At 48.1% G+C, this 16,266-nt stretch carries 14 protein-coding genes; 3 read left to right on the forward strand and 11 right to left on the reverse strand.

Annotated features, from left to right (window positions below):
- Positions 1-38: 38 nt before the first annotated feature.
- A complete protein-coding gene (locus tag G5S52_RS18650) occupies positions 39-1,325 on the reverse strand; it encodes an NCS2 family permease (RefSeq protein WP_165017283.1) in 1,287 nt (428 codons plus the stop codon).
- Positions 1,326-2,316: 991 nt separating this feature from the next.
- On the opposite strand from G5S52_RS18650, the gene G5S52_RS18655 reads away from it, so the two are divergent.
- A complete protein-coding gene (locus tag G5S52_RS18655) occupies positions 2,317-3,957 on the forward strand; it encodes a methyl-accepting chemotaxis protein (protein ID WP_002542333.1) in 1,641 nt (546 codons plus the stop codon).
- Positions 3,958-4,144: 187 nt separating this feature from the next.
- Positions 4,145-5,605: an aminoacyl-histidine dipeptidase gene (locus G5S52_RS18660; RefSeq protein ID WP_165017286.1), complete on the forward strand. Its 1,461-nt coding sequence runs from the start codon at positions 4,145-4,147 to the stop codon at positions 5,603-5,605.
- 51 nt (positions 5,606-5,656) lie between these two features.
- Here the strand turns inward: G5S52_RS18660 and dinB are convergent, their stop codons facing one another.
- The 10 genes from dinB to bolA form a co-directional block, all read right to left on the reverse strand.
- Positions 5,657-6,715: a DNA polymerase IV gene (dinB, locus tag G5S52_RS18665; protein WP_165017289.1), complete on the reverse strand. Its 1,059-nt coding sequence runs from the start codon at positions 6,713-6,715 to the stop codon at positions 5,657-5,659.
- Between the two features lie 146 nt (positions 6,716-6,861).
- Positions 6,862-7,083: a (Na+)-NQR maturation NqrM gene (gene nqrM, locus G5S52_RS18670; RefSeq protein WP_002537052.1), complete on the reverse strand. Its 222-nt coding sequence runs from the start codon at positions 7,081-7,083 to the stop codon at positions 6,862-6,864.
- Between the two features lie 10 nt (positions 7,084-7,093).
- Positions 7,094-8,110: an FAD:protein FMN transferase gene (locus G5S52_RS18675; RefSeq protein ID WP_165017292.1), complete on the reverse strand. Its 1,017-nt coding sequence runs from the start codon at positions 8,108-8,110 to the stop codon at positions 7,094-7,096.
- 154 nt (positions 8,111-8,264) lie between these two features.
- Positions 8,265-9,488: an NADH:ubiquinone reductase (Na(+)-transporting) subunit F gene (nqrF, locus tag G5S52_RS18680; protein WP_165017295.1), complete on the reverse strand. Its 1,224-nt coding sequence runs from the start codon at positions 9,486-9,488 to the stop codon at positions 8,265-8,267.
- A gap of 31 nt (positions 9,489-9,519) precedes the next feature.
- A complete protein-coding gene (nqrE, locus tag G5S52_RS18685; RefSeq protein WP_002537045.1) occupies positions 9,520-10,116 on the reverse strand; it encodes an NADH:ubiquinone reductase (Na(+)-transporting) subunit E in 597 nt (198 codons plus the stop codon).
- 7 nt (positions 10,117-10,123) lie between these two features.
- Positions 10,124-10,756, reverse strand: a complete 633-nt coding sequence (locus G5S52_RS18690; protein WP_002537043.1) for an NADH:ubiquinone reductase (Na(+)-transporting) subunit D — start codon at positions 10,754-10,756, stop codon at positions 10,124-10,126.
- A complete protein-coding gene (locus G5S52_RS18695; protein ID WP_002537041.1) occupies positions 10,749-11,531 on the reverse strand; it encodes a Na(+)-translocating NADH-quinone reductase subunit C in 783 nt (260 codons plus the stop codon). The genes G5S52_RS18690 and G5S52_RS18695 overlap by 8 nt, the downstream gene beginning before the upstream one ends.
- A complete protein-coding gene (locus G5S52_RS18700) occupies positions 11,518-12,762 on the reverse strand; it encodes an NADH:ubiquinone reductase (Na(+)-transporting) subunit B (protein WP_002537040.1) in 1,245 nt (414 codons plus the stop codon). The genes G5S52_RS18695 and G5S52_RS18700 overlap by 14 nt, the downstream gene beginning before the upstream one ends.
- 3 nt (positions 12,763-12,765) lie before the next feature.
- The gene (locus G5S52_RS18705) at positions 12,766-14,106 is read right to left on the reverse strand and encodes a Na(+)-translocating NADH-quinone reductase subunit A (RefSeq protein ID WP_165017298.1); all 1,341 of its coding nucleotides are present in this window, start codon (positions 14,104-14,106) and stop codon (positions 12,766-12,768) included.
- Positions 14,107-14,595: 489 nt separating this feature from the next.
- Complete coding sequence (gene bolA / locus G5S52_RS18710) at positions 14,596-14,919, reverse strand: transcriptional regulator BolA (RefSeq protein ID WP_062660625.1); 324 nt, start codon at positions 14,917-14,919, stop codon at positions 14,596-14,598.
- Positions 14,920-15,111: 192 nt separating this feature from the next.
- Here bolA and G5S52_RS18715 point away from each other — a divergent pair, with 192 nt between their 5' ends.
- The gene (locus G5S52_RS18715) at positions 15,112-16,263 is read left to right on the forward strand and encodes a methyltransferase (RefSeq protein WP_165017301.1); all 1,152 of its coding nucleotides are present in this window, start codon (positions 15,112-15,114) and stop codon (positions 16,261-16,263) included.
- Positions 16,264-16,266: the final 3 nt, after the last annotated feature.

Genomic DNA, 16,266 nt, shown 5'->3' on the forward strand with positions numbered 1-16,266 from the left:
CAATTTAACTCAGTCAAACGATTGCGGCGTATTGTGTCTTACATAACGAATTTCAGCAAGAACAGGGCAGCAAGAACCCAAATACTGATAGGCACATCACGTCCTTTACCGCTGAACGCTTTGATAGCACAGTAAGAGATAAAGCCCAGACCGATACCGTGAGCAATTGAATAGGTCAACGGCATCAGCAAACACACAACCACAACAGGTGCTGCTTCAGTCAGGTCACGCCAGTTAACGCTTACCAGACCTGACATCATAAGAATAGCAACGTAAAACAGCGCACCAGCTGTCGCATACGCAGGAACCATTCCAGCCAGTGGCGAGAAGAAAAGTGCCAGCAGGAACATAATGCCTACTGTCACTGCTGTTAGACCGGTACGGCCACCCGCAGCAACACCTGACACGCTTTCAATGTAAGACGTGGTATTCGATGTACCCAGTACCGCACCCACAGTAGTTGCCGTACTGTCAGCCAACAGCGCACGGTTCAGACGCGGCAGTTTGCCGTCTTTATCCAAAAGCTCTGCTTTTTGCGCCACACCGACCAAGGTGCCCGCTGTATCAAACAGGTCAACAAACAAGAAAGCGAACACGATAGAAATCAAACCCACTTCCATCGCACCGGCAAAATCGAGCTGCATAAAGGTTGGCGCGATGCTTGGTGGCACAGACATGATGCCGCCGTATTGGATTTCACCAAACAATACACCCAGCGCAGTCACGATAAGAATCGCGATCATTACTGCACCTTTGATACCGCGGTTAACCAGGCCAATGGTCAGGAAGAACCCCAGAGCTGCCATCGCAGGACCAAAAGAAGAAAGGTCACCCATTGAAACCAAAGTGGCTGGATGATCGACAACAATGCCAGAGTTTTGCAGTGCAATCAGCGCGAGGAACATACCGATACCGGCAGAGATACCGGTACGCAGCGATAATGGAATAGAATGAATAATCCACTCACGCACCTTGAACAGACTCAGCGCGATAAAACACACGCCAGACAGGAATACCGCAGCCAGTGCGACCTGCCATGAGTAGCCCATTTGGAAAACAACGGTATAAGTGAAGAAGGCGTTCAGACCCATACCTGGTGCCTGAGCAACAGGATAGTTTGCGACCAGACCCATAATGAAACAGCCAATCGCCGCCGCCAAACAGGTTGCAACGAAGACTGCACCACGATCCATGCCTGTTTCAGACAGAATCGCAGGGTTTACAAAAATGATGTAAGCCATTGTCAGGAATGTTGTCAGTCCTGCAATAACCTCGGTTTTAATATCTGTACCTTGCTCTTTCAGTTTAAAAAGACGCTCAAGCATGGCTTTCGGTTCCTTGGAAAGTAAGAATTTGGCAAAAGTTGACGCAAACGTTTTCCACAAACGTTTGCGTGAAAATTTGACGCGAATATTACCCGCCACATCACAAAATTTCCAGCGTGAATAACTGTTTAAAAATCTTGATTGCTGACGAATTAAACGACATTTCGCGACCCCGGGGTCTCAAGGGTCTATGCACATTATGTTAGAGGGAAATACTGCTTAAGAAATGTACTGAGTTGAAATCTGAGAGATATATAAAGAAGTGACTCAACAGAATGAGAGGTGCTCAATATTTCACCAGCCTACAGGCAAAAAAAACGCCACTTTAAAAGTGGCGCCAGATAAAAATGGCGTTTCCAAACTGCGGAAACAAAGTATCTGTTAGAGCGGGGTATTACAGTTGAGGACCTCAGCCCTCAGGGGGAACAAGTAAGCTTACTTGCGGTTGTATCCGAACGTCGCCGGATACCGAAAATTCGTGGTGTATACAGAACCGCGGTTCCAGTAGTGACACGCTGAACTACCTTTCATCAGTTTATTACCTCAAAAAAATTCGAAAAGAATGCAGCTTCGTTAAAAGCTCGGTTCCGTGGAGACGAATAAATTTCGGGCTTATCCATAAACAAATGAAAGCGCATGGCCATGTCCCGGGCAAACAGCCCAATCCAAGGGACGGTGAGATACTAGCCTATCTGTTATTTTATTACAACCATAAAAGCGATCATGATCACACTTTTTATCGATCAGCTTCCTATTATGTAATTTAATTACACACGATTTCAGGTGTTATTGAGAAAAATGTTAAGACAACCAGCTATTTAGTCTTAATCGCTTGAATCGCCCCCAACTTGCTGAAAAAGTAGACATCATAACCATAAATGAGACACCAACAATAAGGACTCGCTCCCACTAGGCCGCAATCAGCGGTACAGGGAGGCGACAGGCTGAAACGGGCTCGCCCACTTCAGCCGCAACATAGGAATGTACTTTGATGCTTGTTGACGCTATTCGTAATATCAAAATCCGCCACCGCGTTTTCATTCTGGTCGCAATCACCCTCAGTGCCATGGTTGTTCCCATCTATCTGTTTGCCAGTCATAACTATCAAACGCTGATGGAATATAAAAAAGACGAAACCAAGGTTCTGGTTGATAGCGGACACTCGCTGATTGAACACCACTACAACCGATTTAAAAATGGGGATATTTCTGAACAAGAAGCGAAACAATCCGCGTTAGATGCGATTGCTGCTTTACGCTATGACCAAAGTAACTACTTCTGGATCAACGACAGTAAACCTGCCATGGTCCTCCATCCCATCAAGCCCCAGCTGAACGGTCAGGATCTCTCCCAATTTGAGGATAAAGCAGGTAACCGTCTGTTTGTGGAAATGGCAGCGACAGCAAAACGCTCTGGTGCGGGTTTCGTCGATTATTTTTGGAGTAAACCAGGCTCAGAGATACCAGTACAAAAAACGTCTTACGTAAAGCTTTTCGAACCTTGGGGCTGGATTCTGGGAACAGGCATTTATGTCGACGATGTAAAGACCACTTTTATTGGCGAGCTTAAGTTCCTAGTCACCTGTGTGGCCGTCATTCTCGGAATCGTTCTGCTTATCAGCGCTGCGATCGGACAATCCATCGTCGCGCCAAGTGCCCAAACAGCCAAAGCGCTAAAGGACATATCCAGCGGTGAAGGAGATCTGTCACATAGATTATCTTCTTCTGGTCGCGATGAGCTCAGCCAGATAGCCCGATTCTTTAACCGCTTTATCGACCAAATTCGCGGCATAGTTGGAGAGATAAACCCAGTCTCTGACACACTGGCAAAATCCGCAGACGAAATGGCGCGCCTTTCGGAGAACTCTGAAAGATTGGCAAATCAGCAAAGTGCAGAAATCGACAGCATTTCGGCGGCTGTTAATGAGCTGCTTGCCAGCAATCAAGAGATTGCATCCTCTGCTTCACATGCAGCGGAGGAAGCCCAACTGGCCGCGGAAGAATGTCAACAAGGCCAGAAGGTTGTGAACAATATGCATCATCAGATGCAGGGAATGGTTGATAGCCTCCAAAGTGCTGCCAACGAAGCAAATATGCTGGCCGATGATTCCAAAAATGTCGGACAGGTATTAGACGTGATTCGTGCCATCGCTGAACAAACCAATCTACTCGCTCTGAATGCGGCTATTGAAGCTGCACGCGCTGGCGATCAGGGACGGGGTTTTGCAGTCGTGGCTGATGAAGTCCGCACGCTGGCTATCCGTACCCAACAAAGCACAGATGAAATTGAAACCATCATTACGTCACTCCAATCCCGAGCATCTTCGCTCAATACAGAATTAGGTAAAACGCAGACGCTGTCAGAAGCCACGACCGAGCATAACCAGTTAACCTTGCATGCATTAACTGCGATAGACACTAAAGTTGGGGACATAACAGGGGTAACACAGTCGATAGCTTCTGCATGTAGCCAAACAGCTGCTGCTACAGAGGAGATCAACGTTAATTTACACAACCTCGTAAGCAAAGGACGGGAAACCGTTGAACAAAGTCGTGACCTGACCGAACAGAGTCTTGCTCTGTCAGCTGTCGGCGTTCAGCTGAAAAGTGCCATCGGTCAGTTCAAGATGTAAGCGTTCACTCGCCATTCAGAGATATGCTTTTAACAAAGCATACTTTTACGTTACAAATTCTGTTAATTTGACGGCATGCCCCAGTGGCATGCCGTTTTTGCATATGGAAATGGTATGTTATTTGGGTACTGAAGCCATCTTGGCTTTGTGAAGCGCCTTTTTATTTCGAGTTTTCTGGAGAAAGCCTGTGTCAGAAATCAGCCAACTATCGCCACAACCTGTGTGGCAGTTTTTCGATAAGATCTGTTCTATCCCTCACCCATCCAAGCATGAAGAGCAACTGGCACAGTACATTGTTGACTGGGCGACCAGTGAAGGCCTTTCTGTTACCCGTGATGACATCGGCAACGTGATCATCAGAAAGCCAGCCACGGCGGGTATGGAAAACCGCAAAGGTGTGGTGCTGCAAGCACATATCGATATGGTGCCGCAGAAAAACGAAAACACGGACCATGATTTCACGACGGATCCTATCCGTCCTTACATTGACGGTGAGTGGGTTACCGCCGATGGCACCACTCTGGGTGCAGACAACGGTATGGGTATGGCGACATGTCTTGCCGTCCTTGCGTCTAAAGACATTGAACATGGCCCACTGGAAGTTCTGCTGACCATTGATGAAGAAGCGGGCATGACTGGCGCGTTTGGTCTGAAGGCAGGTTGGTTGGACGGTGAGATCCTACTGAATACCGACTCCGAGCAAGAAGGCGAAATCTACATGGGTTGTGCAGGTGGCGTGGATGCCTCCATAGCATTCTCTTTGGAGCGCGAAACCCTGGGCGGCGGCTACGTCGGTAAAACGCTTCAGATTAAAGGCCTAAAAGGTGGTCACTCAGGTGTTGATATTCACACCGGCCGTGCAAATGCCAACAAGCTGTTGGGCCGCTTTCTCGCAGGTCACGCGAACGAATTAGGTCTACGCCTGCTTTCAGTCCGCGGCGGTACACTTCGCAATGCCATCCCACGCGAAGCTTTTGCAGATGTTGCTGTCCCAGCCGCCAACGAAGAAAAGCTGACAAATTTGTTCAGTCATTTTGAATCTATTCTGAAAGAAGAATTGGGAGCTATTGAAACCTCCATCGCACTATCGGTTCTGGATGCCGAGCTCTCCGAGCAAGCCCTGAAGCCTTCAGTACAAAGCCGCATTATCGCCACCATCAATGCCTGTCCAAACGGTGTAATTCGCATGAGCGACGACATTCCCGGTGTGGTTGAAACCTCGCTTAACCTTGGCGTGATTACGACTGAAGACGACAAGATGACCCTACTTTGCCTGATCCGCTCACTGGCAGACAGTGGCCGCAGCTATGTAGAAAGCATGTTGAAATCCACCGGTGAACTCGCGGGAGCCAAAGTGACCTTCTCTGGCGCGTACCCAGGTTGGAAGCCAGACCCAGAATCAGAAATCATGCATGTTTTCAGAAAAACCTATGAAGACATCTATGGTCGTGCTCCTGACATCATGGTGATTCACGCTGGTCTTGAATGTGGTTTATTCAAGGAACCATATCCAAACATGGATATGATCTCCTTCGGCCCAACTATCAAGTTCCCTCATTCACCGGATGAAAAAGTGGAAATTGCTACCGTGGGGCTTTTCTGGGAGCAAATGCTGGCAATGCTAAAGGCCATTCCCGAAAAAGCATAACCCAAAGAGAAAGAGCGCCAATTGGCGCTCTTTTGCTATTTTTCCCTACCATTACCACTCAAAGCTGAGTTGGGAAGGCTGATTTTTCTCTTCTGACTTCAACCCCACGGACAGGCCAATTAGTCGAACGCCCCTTCCCTGCTGTCGCGACAACGCCTCGCGCAGCAACTCAGGAAACATCGCATTGTCATAACGCCACTGCCGATGTTCTACAGTAGTCTGTTGAAAGTCAGAGAACTTGAGCTTGATGCCCTGTCGGACAATTTCCATATTGGGCGAGATGCGTTTAAGTCGGGTTTCCATCTCTTCGAAAAGAGAAGCCATGACGTCCAGACACTCTTCTTCAGTCAGAATATCCTGAGGCAAGGTACGCTCAACGCCAACAGACTTTCTAACTCGCTCGGTCTCAACACTTCGTTCATCAATGCCATGACAACGCTTCCAGAGAGATAGTCCGAACTTACCAAAACGCTTAAGCAAAGCATTCTTATCAAACTGTTGAACGTCTTCGCCTTTATACAAACCCATCTCGTGAAGCTTCGCCAGCGTGACTTTGCCAACCCCCGGAATTTTCTCAAGCGCCAGAGACTTAACAAAAACATCTACTTCATCGGGTGTCACGACATACATTCCGTCAGGCTTGTTAAGATCGGACGCCACCTTGGCAACAAATTTCACAGGCGCTATCCCTGCAGAGGCAGTCAAGCCAAGCTCCTCGCGGATTGCACGGCGGATATCATCAGCAATCATAGTCGCGGAGCCACGGAAAAGTGAGCATTCACTGACATCCAGGTAGGCTTCATCTAGTGAGAGGGGTTCTATTTTGTCGGTGTAGCGTTCGAAGATAGCGCGAATTTGGCGGGAAACACTTTTGTATTTATTCATGTCACCACGAATTACCGTCAGGTTTGGGCACAACTTCAAGGCATGACCTGTTGCCATCGCAGAGCGAACGCCAAACTTCCGGGCGATATAGTTACAAGTCGATATCACTCCGCGGCGCTTTTCAGAGCCACCAATAGCAAGCGGTATATCGCGCAGCGCGGGGTTATCACGCATTTCCACTGCTGCGTAAAAACAATCCATGTCGACGTGGATTATCTTTCTCATAAACTCATTCGCCCAAACCAAACACTGTTTATATACACAGCAATTGGCTATTCTGTCAATCTAACAATTCACAATACCTAGCAAGAAAAGAGAAGCCTTAGTTTTCAGAAGTCATAAAAAAACCGCCTCTCGGCGGTTTTTTTAATTTAGATGATTTGGTTCTTTTTCCACTCTTCAGTCTTCGCTGCCCGAGCTTCACGCTTCTTGCGCGCATCACATGGTTCAGGGCAATCGCATTCTTTCTCGATACCCACTGCGCCCAAACCACCACAGCTTCCGCTGATCGTTTTGCGCTGAATAATGAAGCCAATAGACATACCAGTAATAACCAGAATGAATACCGCGAAGGTTATTAGATACACAGACATCTTATTACCTTTAACGTGTTAGATATGGTTTGAACGCATCCGATGCGACTTCGTTAAATCCATTATCCGTCTTTACGATGAAAAATGCAGGAATATTTTCCTGGTTTGCCAATGCAAGCGCCGCATCTGGGCCCATCACCATAAAGGCCGTAGATAGGCCATCCGCTGTCATACAAGACTTATCAAGCACGGTTACCGACACCAGACGGTGGTTGATTGGCTTGGCCGTTGCCGGGTTGATAGTGTGCGAGTAACGAACACCATTTTCTTCAAAATAGTTGCGGTAGTCGCCCGATGTGGCAATAGCCATGTCGCCCGGTGCAATGATTTCCTGTACGGTTTGCTGCTCTGATGTAGGCTTTTCGATGGCAATACGCCATGACTGCCCTTCTGCATTTTTACCTTTTAGTTGAAGCTCTCCACCTATCTCAACCAAGTAATTGTCGATGCCCAGTGACGCCAGATAGTTTGCGACTACATCAACACCAAAGCCTTTAGCAATCGATGACAAATCGACGTATAGGCCTGGGTTGGTTTTGACCAGGTTGTTACCCTCTACAGACAAGAACTCAATCCCTGTCATTGCACGGCGTTCTGCAATTTGCTCGTCAGTTGGAACGCGGTCGGGACGTCCTTCAGGACCAAAACCCCAAAGGTTAACCAATGGGCCGACTGTCACATCCAGAGCCCCATCAGACAAGGTGTTCAGACGAATCGCTTCTGCGACCACTTTTGCCGTGTCTTTCGACACAGTAAATGGCTCACTGCCTTTTTGCTGGTTAAACAGACTCAGTTCAGAATCCTTGCGGTACGTAGACATCTGATCGTTGACCAACTCCAGACGCGTATCAATTTCAGCCTGAATATCACTGGAAGCAGGAAGCTCCATATTAGAAACATATTTCACCGAGTAATAGGTTCCCATGGTGGAACCTGTCAGGTGTGTTTGCTGCGGCGCTTGTTCGCATCCAGTCAAAACCAGCAGTGCGCTAATCATTAGACCGGCAGACAACAGGAATTTTTTCATTACATCATCCAGTTGATTAGAAAAGGTATCAGAAAGAATCACTTTCGACTTTGGTGAGCTAGAAAAGCCATTCAGAAAACAATGATTCTGTCTGATTAGATGCAAAATGGCTGACCCTAAGGCCAGCCATTGTCTCCTTCAGACAGCGGGGCGATTAGCCACCAAAGTCATCCAGTAGGATGTTCTCGTCTTCAACACCCAGGTCTTTCAGCATGCCGATCACAGCGGCGTTCATCATTGGAGGACCACACATGTAGTACTCACAATCTTCTGGCGCTTCGTGATCTTTGAGATAGTTCTCGAACAGCACGTTGTGGATGAAGCCAGTGTAGCCATCCCAGTTATCTTCTGGCATAGGATCAGACAGAGCACAGTGCCAAACGAAGTTTTCGTTTTCTGCTGCCAATCCATCGAAATCTTCTACATAGAACATTTCACGTTTAGAACGCGCACCGTACCAAAAAGACATCTTACGGCTAGACTTCAGACGCTTCAGCTGGTCGAAGATGTGTGAACGCATTGGTGCCATACCTGCACCACCGCCCACAAATACCATTTCTGCATCAGTGTCTTTCGCGAAGAACTCACCAAACGGACCAGAGATCGTACACGTATCACCTTCCTTCAGTGACCAGATGTACGAAGACATGATGCCTGGTGGTACGTCTGGGTTGTTAGGTGGTGGCGTCGCAATACGCACGTTCAGCATGATGATGCCAAACTCTTCTGGGTAGTTCGCCATTGAGTACGCACGAATGGTCTCTTCGTTAACCTTGGACTCGTAACGGAACAGGTTAAACTTCTCCCAGTCTTCACGATACTCTTCAGGAATATCGTAATCTGCGTACTTAACGTGGTGAGCAGGCGCTTCGATTTGGATGTAACCACCCGCACGGAACGGTACTGACTCGCCGTCTGGAATTTGTAGCTTCAGCTCTTTGATGAAGGTTGCTTTGTTATCATTAGAGATAACAGTACATTCCCACTTCTTCACGCCGAAGATTTCTTCAGGGAGCTCGATGTCCATGTCAGTTTTCATTGCAACCTGACAGGCCAGACGCTCACCTTCACGTGCTTCACCCTTGCTGATGTGATCAAGTTCAGTTGGCAGAATATCACCACCACCCGATTTCACTTTCACGCGGCACTGGCCACATGAGCCACCACCACCACAAGCTGAAGATACGAATACACCTGCACCCGCCAGCGCGCTCAGAAGCTTACCGCCTGGTTGCGTGGTGATTGCAAGGCTTGGATCGCCGTTTACAGCGATCGTGATGTCACCTGATGGTACCAGCTTGGACTTGGCGAACAAAATCACCAGTACCAGCGCCAGTACTATTAGAGTAAACATCACTACACCAAGAATAATGTCCATTGACTATTCCTTAATTCGCGGTTTACCCGACTTACAGTTGAACACCGGAGAAAGACATAAAGCCTAACGCCATCAGACCTACAGTGATGAAGGTAATACCCAGACCACGAAGTGCAGGTGGTACGTCAGAGTACTTCATCTTTTCACGGATACCTGCCAGCGCAACAATCGCCAGCATCCAGCCCACACCAGAGCCGAAACCGTAAACCACAGACTCCATGAAGTTGTAGTCACGTTGAACCATGAAAGATACACCACCGAAGATTGCACAGTTCACTGTGATCAGCGGCAGGAAGATACCCAGTGCGTTGTATAGCGGCGGGAAGAAGCGGTCCAGAACCATTTCCAGGATCTGTACCAGTGCCGCGATAACGCCGATGAAAGTGATGAAGTTCAGGAAGCTAAGATCCACTCCTTCAACAATCGCACCGTTTTTCAGTACCAGGTTGTAAATCAGGTTGTTAACCGGAACGGCCACAGACAGTACTACGATTACCGCAACACCTAGACCGAAAGAGGTTTTTACTTTCTTGGACACCGCCAGGAAAGTACACATACCCAGGAAGAAAGACAGTGCTAGGTTTTCGATGAAAATCGAACGAACCAGCAGACTAATGTAATGTTCCATTACGTCCTTACTCCTTCGCTTCTACTTGTTCAGGTTTGAAGTAACGCACAACCCAGATCAGGAAGCCGATCAGGAAGAACGCTGATGGGGCCAGAAGCATCAGACCGTTTGGCTGGTACCAACCACCTTCTGAAGTCAGAGGCAGAATTGACACGCCGAACAGCTTGCCTGAGCCCAGCAGTTCGCGGAAGAAGCCAACAGAAATCAGTACGAAACCATAACCCAGACCGTTACCGATACCGTCGATGAATGATGGCAGCGGTGGCGACTTCATCGCGTACGCTTCTGCACGACCCATAACGATACAGTTGGTGATGATCAGGCCAACGAATACCGACAGCTGCTTAGAGATGTCGTAAACGTAAGCTTTAAGGATCTGGTCTACCACGATGACCAGCGATGCAATGATCGCCATCTGAACGATGATACGCACAGAGTTTGGAATGTGGTTACGAATAAGCGATACGAACAGGTTCGAGAATGCCGTTACGAAAACTACCGCAAGGGTCATTACGAACGCTGTTTCCAGCTTGGTGGTTACTGCCAGTGCAGAACAAACACCCAGTACCTGAAGGGCAATTGGGTTGTTATCCAGTACTGGAGACCAAAGATTCTTTTTCAGTTCTTTAGAATCAGCCATTGATCAGCTCTCCCTGTTGAACTTTCTTCAGGAATGGGCCAAAGCCGTTGTCACCAAACCAGAAGTCAAAGGTGTGCTGTACACCGTTTGAAGTCAGAGTCGCACCTGACAGACCGTCTACACCGTAAACATCTCCAGGTTGAGCACCGCCTTTAACAACTTTCAGCGCAGGCATGCCTTTGTCATCAAACAGCAGTTTGCCTTCGAACTGTGCACGCCAGCGAGGGTTTTCAACTTCGCCACCCAGACCCGGAGTTTCACCGTGCTGGTAGTAAGCGATGTCAGAAACGGTCTTGCCGTCTGTGTCCAGTGCAACGAAAGCATACATCATGCCCCACAGACCACTGCCATGTACTGGCAGGATCAGACGCTCAGTTTGACCCGCGTCGTCTTTCACCAAGTAAACCTTAGCGATGTCAGACAGGCGGCCAATCTTGGCGATATCTTTGTCTGCAGTCAGTTTTACTGACTGAGATGGGTCAGACGCTGCAATGCGTTGGTCAAAAGCCTTCGCTTCTTCAACAGTACCTACGAGGTCACCTGTTTTCAGGTCAACCAGACGTGGTTCGATGAACTTGTCGAAGGTTCCAGTGATGTTGCCGTTCGCATCGATACCAGCAACAGAAAGGATGTTGCGCTGTACGTCCAGCACGGCATTTTTCTCTTGCAGAGGACGCAGAGAAACGGCCGCGAACGATACCACGACTGAACACACGAGGCTCAGCGCGATAACTACGGTCAGCGTTTTTTTAATGCTATCGTTATTGCTTGACACGAGCCAGTCTCCGTTTGATGTTGCCCTGGATTACCAGGTTGTCGAACAGCGGCGCAAACAGGTTCGCGAACAGGATAGCCAGCATCATACCCTCTGGGTACGCTGGGTTAACCACACGAATCATCACTGCCATCGCACCGATCAGGATGCCGTACCACCATTTTGCTTTGTTGGTAAACGACGCGGAAACTGGGTCAGTTGCCATGAACATCATACCGAACGCGAAACCACCCAGAACCAGGTGCCAATGCCATGGCATGCTGAACATTGGGTTGGTGTCAGAGCCGATGATGTTGAACAGGGTCGCTGTAGCTACAAGACCAATCATAGTACCCAGAATGATGCGCCAAGATGCGATTCGCATCGCAACGATCATTGCACCACCAATGAAGATTGCCAGCGTTGACACTTCACCGATTGAGCCTGGGATGTTACCAATGAATGCATCCATCCAAGAGGTTGCTTGGCCTGTGATGTTGTTAACCAGCGCGCCTTGACCACCTTGAGCCCATTGGCTCAGAGCTGTCGCACCTGAGTAACCATCAGCAGCAGTCCAAACCAGGTCACCTGAAATCTGTGCAGGGTATGCAAAGAACAGGAACGCACGGCCAGCCAGCGCAGGGTTCAGGAAGTTACGACCGGTACCACCGAAAATTTCTTTTGCTACAACAACACCAAAGGTAATACCCAGAGCTGCTTGCCACAGAGGAAGTGTTGGCGGAACAATCAATGCAAACAGGATAGAAGTAACGAAGAACCCTTCGTTGACTTCGTGCTTGCGCACCATACAAAACAGGACTTCCCAGAAGCCGCCCACGATAAATACCGTTGCGTAGATAGGCAGGAAGTAAGTGGCACCCAGTACCATTTTACTGCCCCAGCCAGCATCTGGTGTCAGCGTACCGCCCAACATTTCTGTCAGCCAGTAGTGCCAGTTACCGCCAACAACTGCTGCCAGTTGTTCTGCACCGTACATAGAGTTCAGTGCCATAATGGCTTGGTTACCAGCGTTGTACATGCCAAAGAACATGGCAGGGAACACAGCCAGCCACACCATGATCATGATGCGCTTCAAGTCGATGCTGTCACGTACGTGCGCACCGCGTTTGGTCACTAGGCCTGGGGTGTAAAGAACAGTCGCTACTGCTTCGTACAGCGCAAACCACTTCTCGTGTTTACCACCCGGCTCGAAGTGATGCTCGATATCTTCAAGAAAATTCTTCAGGCTCATCGCTTACCCTTCCTTCTCAATTTGATCCAGGCACTCGCGGAGCATAGGGCCAAAATCGTACTTGCCAGGGCAAACAAAAGTACACAGAGCAAGATCTTCAGGATCCAGTTCCAGTGCGCCCAGCTGAGACATGCTGTCCAGGTCACCTGCACAGATATCACGCAGCAGCAGAGTCGGCTCGATGTCCAGAGGCATCACACGCTCGTAGTTACCGATTGGCACCATAGAGCGCTCACTACCGTTTGTGGTAGTGGTCATGTTGAACAGCTGGCCTTTAAAGAACTGGCTTAAATATGCGCGGGTAACGGAGAACTTGTTCTTACCTGGAGTAATCCAGCCAAACAGTTCTTTTTCACGACCTTCACGAAGCGCGCTCACCTGAAGGTGATAGCGACCGAGGTAACCGTGAACACCACCAGCGTTCGTACCACTTAGTACGGAGCCAGAAATGAGACGGATTTCACCAGGCATCAACTCATTGTCAGTGATGTCTGAAATAGAAGCACCGATTTGCGTGCGGATGAGACGAGGGTTGTTAACAACCGGACCTGCCAGAGAAACGACGCGATCTGTATAAACTTCACCCGTTAGGAAAAGCTTACCGAAAGCGATAACGTCTTGATAGTTCAGGTGCCAAACCTGCACGTCCATACCAACAGGACGCAAGAAGTGAATGTGGGTACCAACCAGACCTGCTGGGTGAGGACCATTAAACACTTGCTCTTCCACATTGGCTTGGTTGCTACGCGGCAGGCTGGATTCGCCTTTACACACAAACACCTTACCGTCGGTCAGGCGTGAAAGCACGTCCAGACCTGCTACAAACGCTTCTTGCTGTTCATTAATGATCAGCTCTGGGTTTGCAGCCAGAGGGTTTGAGTCCATCGCTGTAACAAAAACAGCTGCAGGACTTGCGTCAACCGCTGGTGTTTTGCTGAATGGGCGGGTACGGAGCGCCGTCCACACACCTGACTCAACAAGTTGGTCTACAACCACTTGACGATCCAGGCCCGCGATATCGGAGGCTTCGTATTTGTTGAAAGTGACTTGCTCGTTGCCTTCTACTTCGATGACAACAGACTGAAGAACACGTTTTGCACCGCGGTTAACTTCAACCACAGTACCCGCTGCAGGAGCAGTAAATTTAACGCCTTGGTTCTTCTTGTCTTCAAAAAGAACCTGACCTTTTTTCACTACATCCCCAACACGAACATGCATCGTTGGACGCATGCCAACGTACTCTTCGCCAAGCAAGGCGACTTTTTTGATGGCAGGGCCATCATTTATCACCTGAGCTGGAGTCCCGGCAATTGGGATGTCCAGACCCTTTTTTATTGTAATCATACGCACTTGCACTACATTAACGGGAAAAAATTCTGTTATTGCGCAGTTTAATACACGACTTTCCACTGTCTAGCTGAGCGACTCATTCACTCACCTTCGCAACTTCCTCATCACCAACCCGCAACAATTCAAGGCATGGGGTCAGTTTTCAAGCGGTGGATTCTATCATTAACCAAAGTCGCGATTCCACGGCAATCACCGTGATACACCCTGAATTTTCAGCAACTGAGCAAACTATGCTCAATTGTAAGCGATAAGTATGAGGCGGTGCACAGTTTAGGGTGCAAATGTGATGTGGATTAATTGTTACAAAATCAACATCTGACACTTGGACCTGTTGTTATCTTGTACAGCTAGATACACCCAATTTATTTAACATTTGCTCATACTTTGGGACAGCCAATGTCCTGTTGCTTAGCATCTGATATCCAGAAGCGATTTTCCTTTCTGCGCTAAAAGGGCTGTTTGAAACAGCCCTTACTTATTGGTCTATTCGGCATCTAAAACCGAACCACCGTGACATGGCGGGGAGACGGGTGCTTGACCATTTAATTCGCGCCACTCTTCTTCAGTATAAGTATGAATTGCAAGTGCATGGATATCATTTTGCAATTCTTCACTTAGGGTCTGATTTACCGCACGGTGCCTAGCGATAAGACGTTGCCCTTCAAACTGTTCACTGACCACAGTCACTTTAAAGTGACTTTCTGAGCCTTCAGGGACGTTATGCATGTAACTTTCGTTTTTTACATCCAAATGCACCGGTGAAAATGCGGTGTTGAGCTTATGCTCAATTTTTTGCTGAACTTTCATTCTTCCCTCTGACTTTAGACGCAAATTTTAAAATAGATCGTGTCTACGAACTTTTTGTCTTCAAAAGTTAAAAATTGACGGGTATGTATACCCAAAATCACTTGGGCATATACCTAATTCTCTCTCCATCCCAAGCCGTTTCGTTATATTATCTGCGACAATATACTCGATTATCTCTAGCTGATACACGCCATGAAAACCACGTTAGACATTGCTGGACAAACGTTTGCACTCCACCGCTATCCTATTCAGAAGAACGAAACCCTGCAGGCATGGGATGCAGCAGATGAATACCTGATCGAGGAACTTGAGAACAGTGTGTTACCAGACAACGCACACATCTTGATTTTCAATGATGGTTTTGGGGCATTGAGCTGCTGGGCAATTCAGAAAGGATATCGTGTCACCATGGTGAGCGACTCCCATTTAGCCCAGTTAGGCACCGAGCAGAACCTCAAAGATAATAACCTTGAAGGCGTCGATATACTTTCATCTTTAAAGCCCCTGCCGGTCGATGCCGATATCATCGTGATGAAGCTGCCAAAATATACCCGTTTTCTGGTGTGGCAACTCCAGCAGATTTCACATTCTGCGCGGATGAATGTTCAAGTATTAGCGGGTGCAAAAGCCAAAGACATCCATACATCAACACTTAAGCTGTTTGAAAAACACCTTGGTGCTACCCATACCTCGCTCGCTAAGAAAAAAGCGCGATTGATTTTCTGTCAGAAAGAAAAGCAGCTTGAATCAGCCCCGGTTGAAACGACTTCTTTTGACGTTGCCGATTACAAAATGACACTGCAAAACCATGCCAACGTGTTTTCGTCGGAAAGTTTGGATATCGCCGCTTACCTCATGCTTGAACATATTCCTGAAGACCAAGGGATTAAGCACATCATCGATCTGGGTTGTGGAAACGGGGTACTTTCTGTGGAAGCTGCCCGCCGCAATCCACAGGCAATCATCACAGCTGTGGACGAAAGTCACATGGCAGTGGCGTCAGCATCTGCAAACTTGCTCAGTCATGGTATTAAACCAGAACGCATAAATTGCAGAGTGAACAACTGTCTGGAAGGTTTCGAACCAAACAGCGCTGACCTAGTGCTGTGTAACCCTCCATTCCATCAACTCAACACAGTGACAGACCACATAGCGTGGCAAATGTTTTGTGACGCCAGACGGGTTCTTGAACCCAAGGGACGCATTGTAGTGATTGGTAACCGTCACCTCGGCTATCATACTAAATTGAAACGTCTTTTTGGCAATGCACAAGTCATTGCTTCTAATCGTAAGTTTGTTATTGTCGAAGCATATAAACAGCCAGACTCTAAAGGGATGCGTTAACTC

The sequence above is a fragment of the Grimontia sedimenti genome (assembly GCF_011045095.1).
Taxonomy (GTDB): Bacteria; Pseudomonadota; Gammaproteobacteria; order Enterobacterales; family Vibrionaceae; genus Enterovibrio; species Enterovibrio sedimenti.

Coding starts and splice junctions, on each gene's coding strand:
- G5S52_RS18715 (WP_165017301.1), top strand. CDS start 15,112: ATGAAAACCACGTTAGACATTGCTGGACAAACGTTTGCACTCCACCGC.
- G5S52_RS18700 (WP_002537040.1), bottom strand. CDS start 12,762: ATGAGCCTGAAGAATTTTCTTGAAGATATCGAGCATCACTTCGAGCCG.
- G5S52_RS18655 (WP_002542333.1), top strand. CDS start 2,317: ATGCTTGTTGACGCTATTCGTAATATCAAAATCCGCCACCGCGTTTTC.
- bolA (WP_062660625.1), bottom strand. CDS start 14,919: ATGAAAGTTCAGCAAAAAATTGAGCATAAGCTCAACACCGCATTTTCA.
- G5S52_RS18650 (WP_165017283.1), bottom strand. CDS start 1,325: ATGCTTGAGCGTCTTTTTAAACTGAAAGAGCAAGGTACAGATATTAAA.
- nqrE (WP_002537045.1), bottom strand. CDS start 10,116: ATGGAACATTACATTAGTCTGCTGGTTCGTTCGATTTTCATCGAAAAC.
- dinB (WP_165017289.1), bottom strand. CDS start 6,715: ATGAGAAAGATAATCCACGTCGACATGGATTGTTTTTACGCAGCAGTG.
- nqrM (WP_002537052.1), bottom strand. CDS start 7,083: ATGTCTGTGTATCTAATAACCTTCGCGGTATTCATTCTGGTTATTACT.
- G5S52_RS18690 (WP_002537043.1), bottom strand. CDS start 10,756: ATGGCTGATTCTAAAGAACTGAAAAAGAATCTTTGGTCTCCAGTACTG.
- nqrF (WP_165017295.1), bottom strand. CDS start 9,488: ATGGACATTATTCTTGGTGTAGTGATGTTTACTCTAATAGTACTGGCG.
- G5S52_RS18675 (WP_165017292.1), bottom strand. CDS start 8,110: ATGAAAAAATTCCTGTTGTCTGCCGGTCTAATGATTAGCGCACTGCTG.
- G5S52_RS18705 (WP_165017298.1), bottom strand. CDS start 14,106: ATGATTACAATAAAAAAGGGTCTGGACATCCCAATTGCCGGGACTCCA.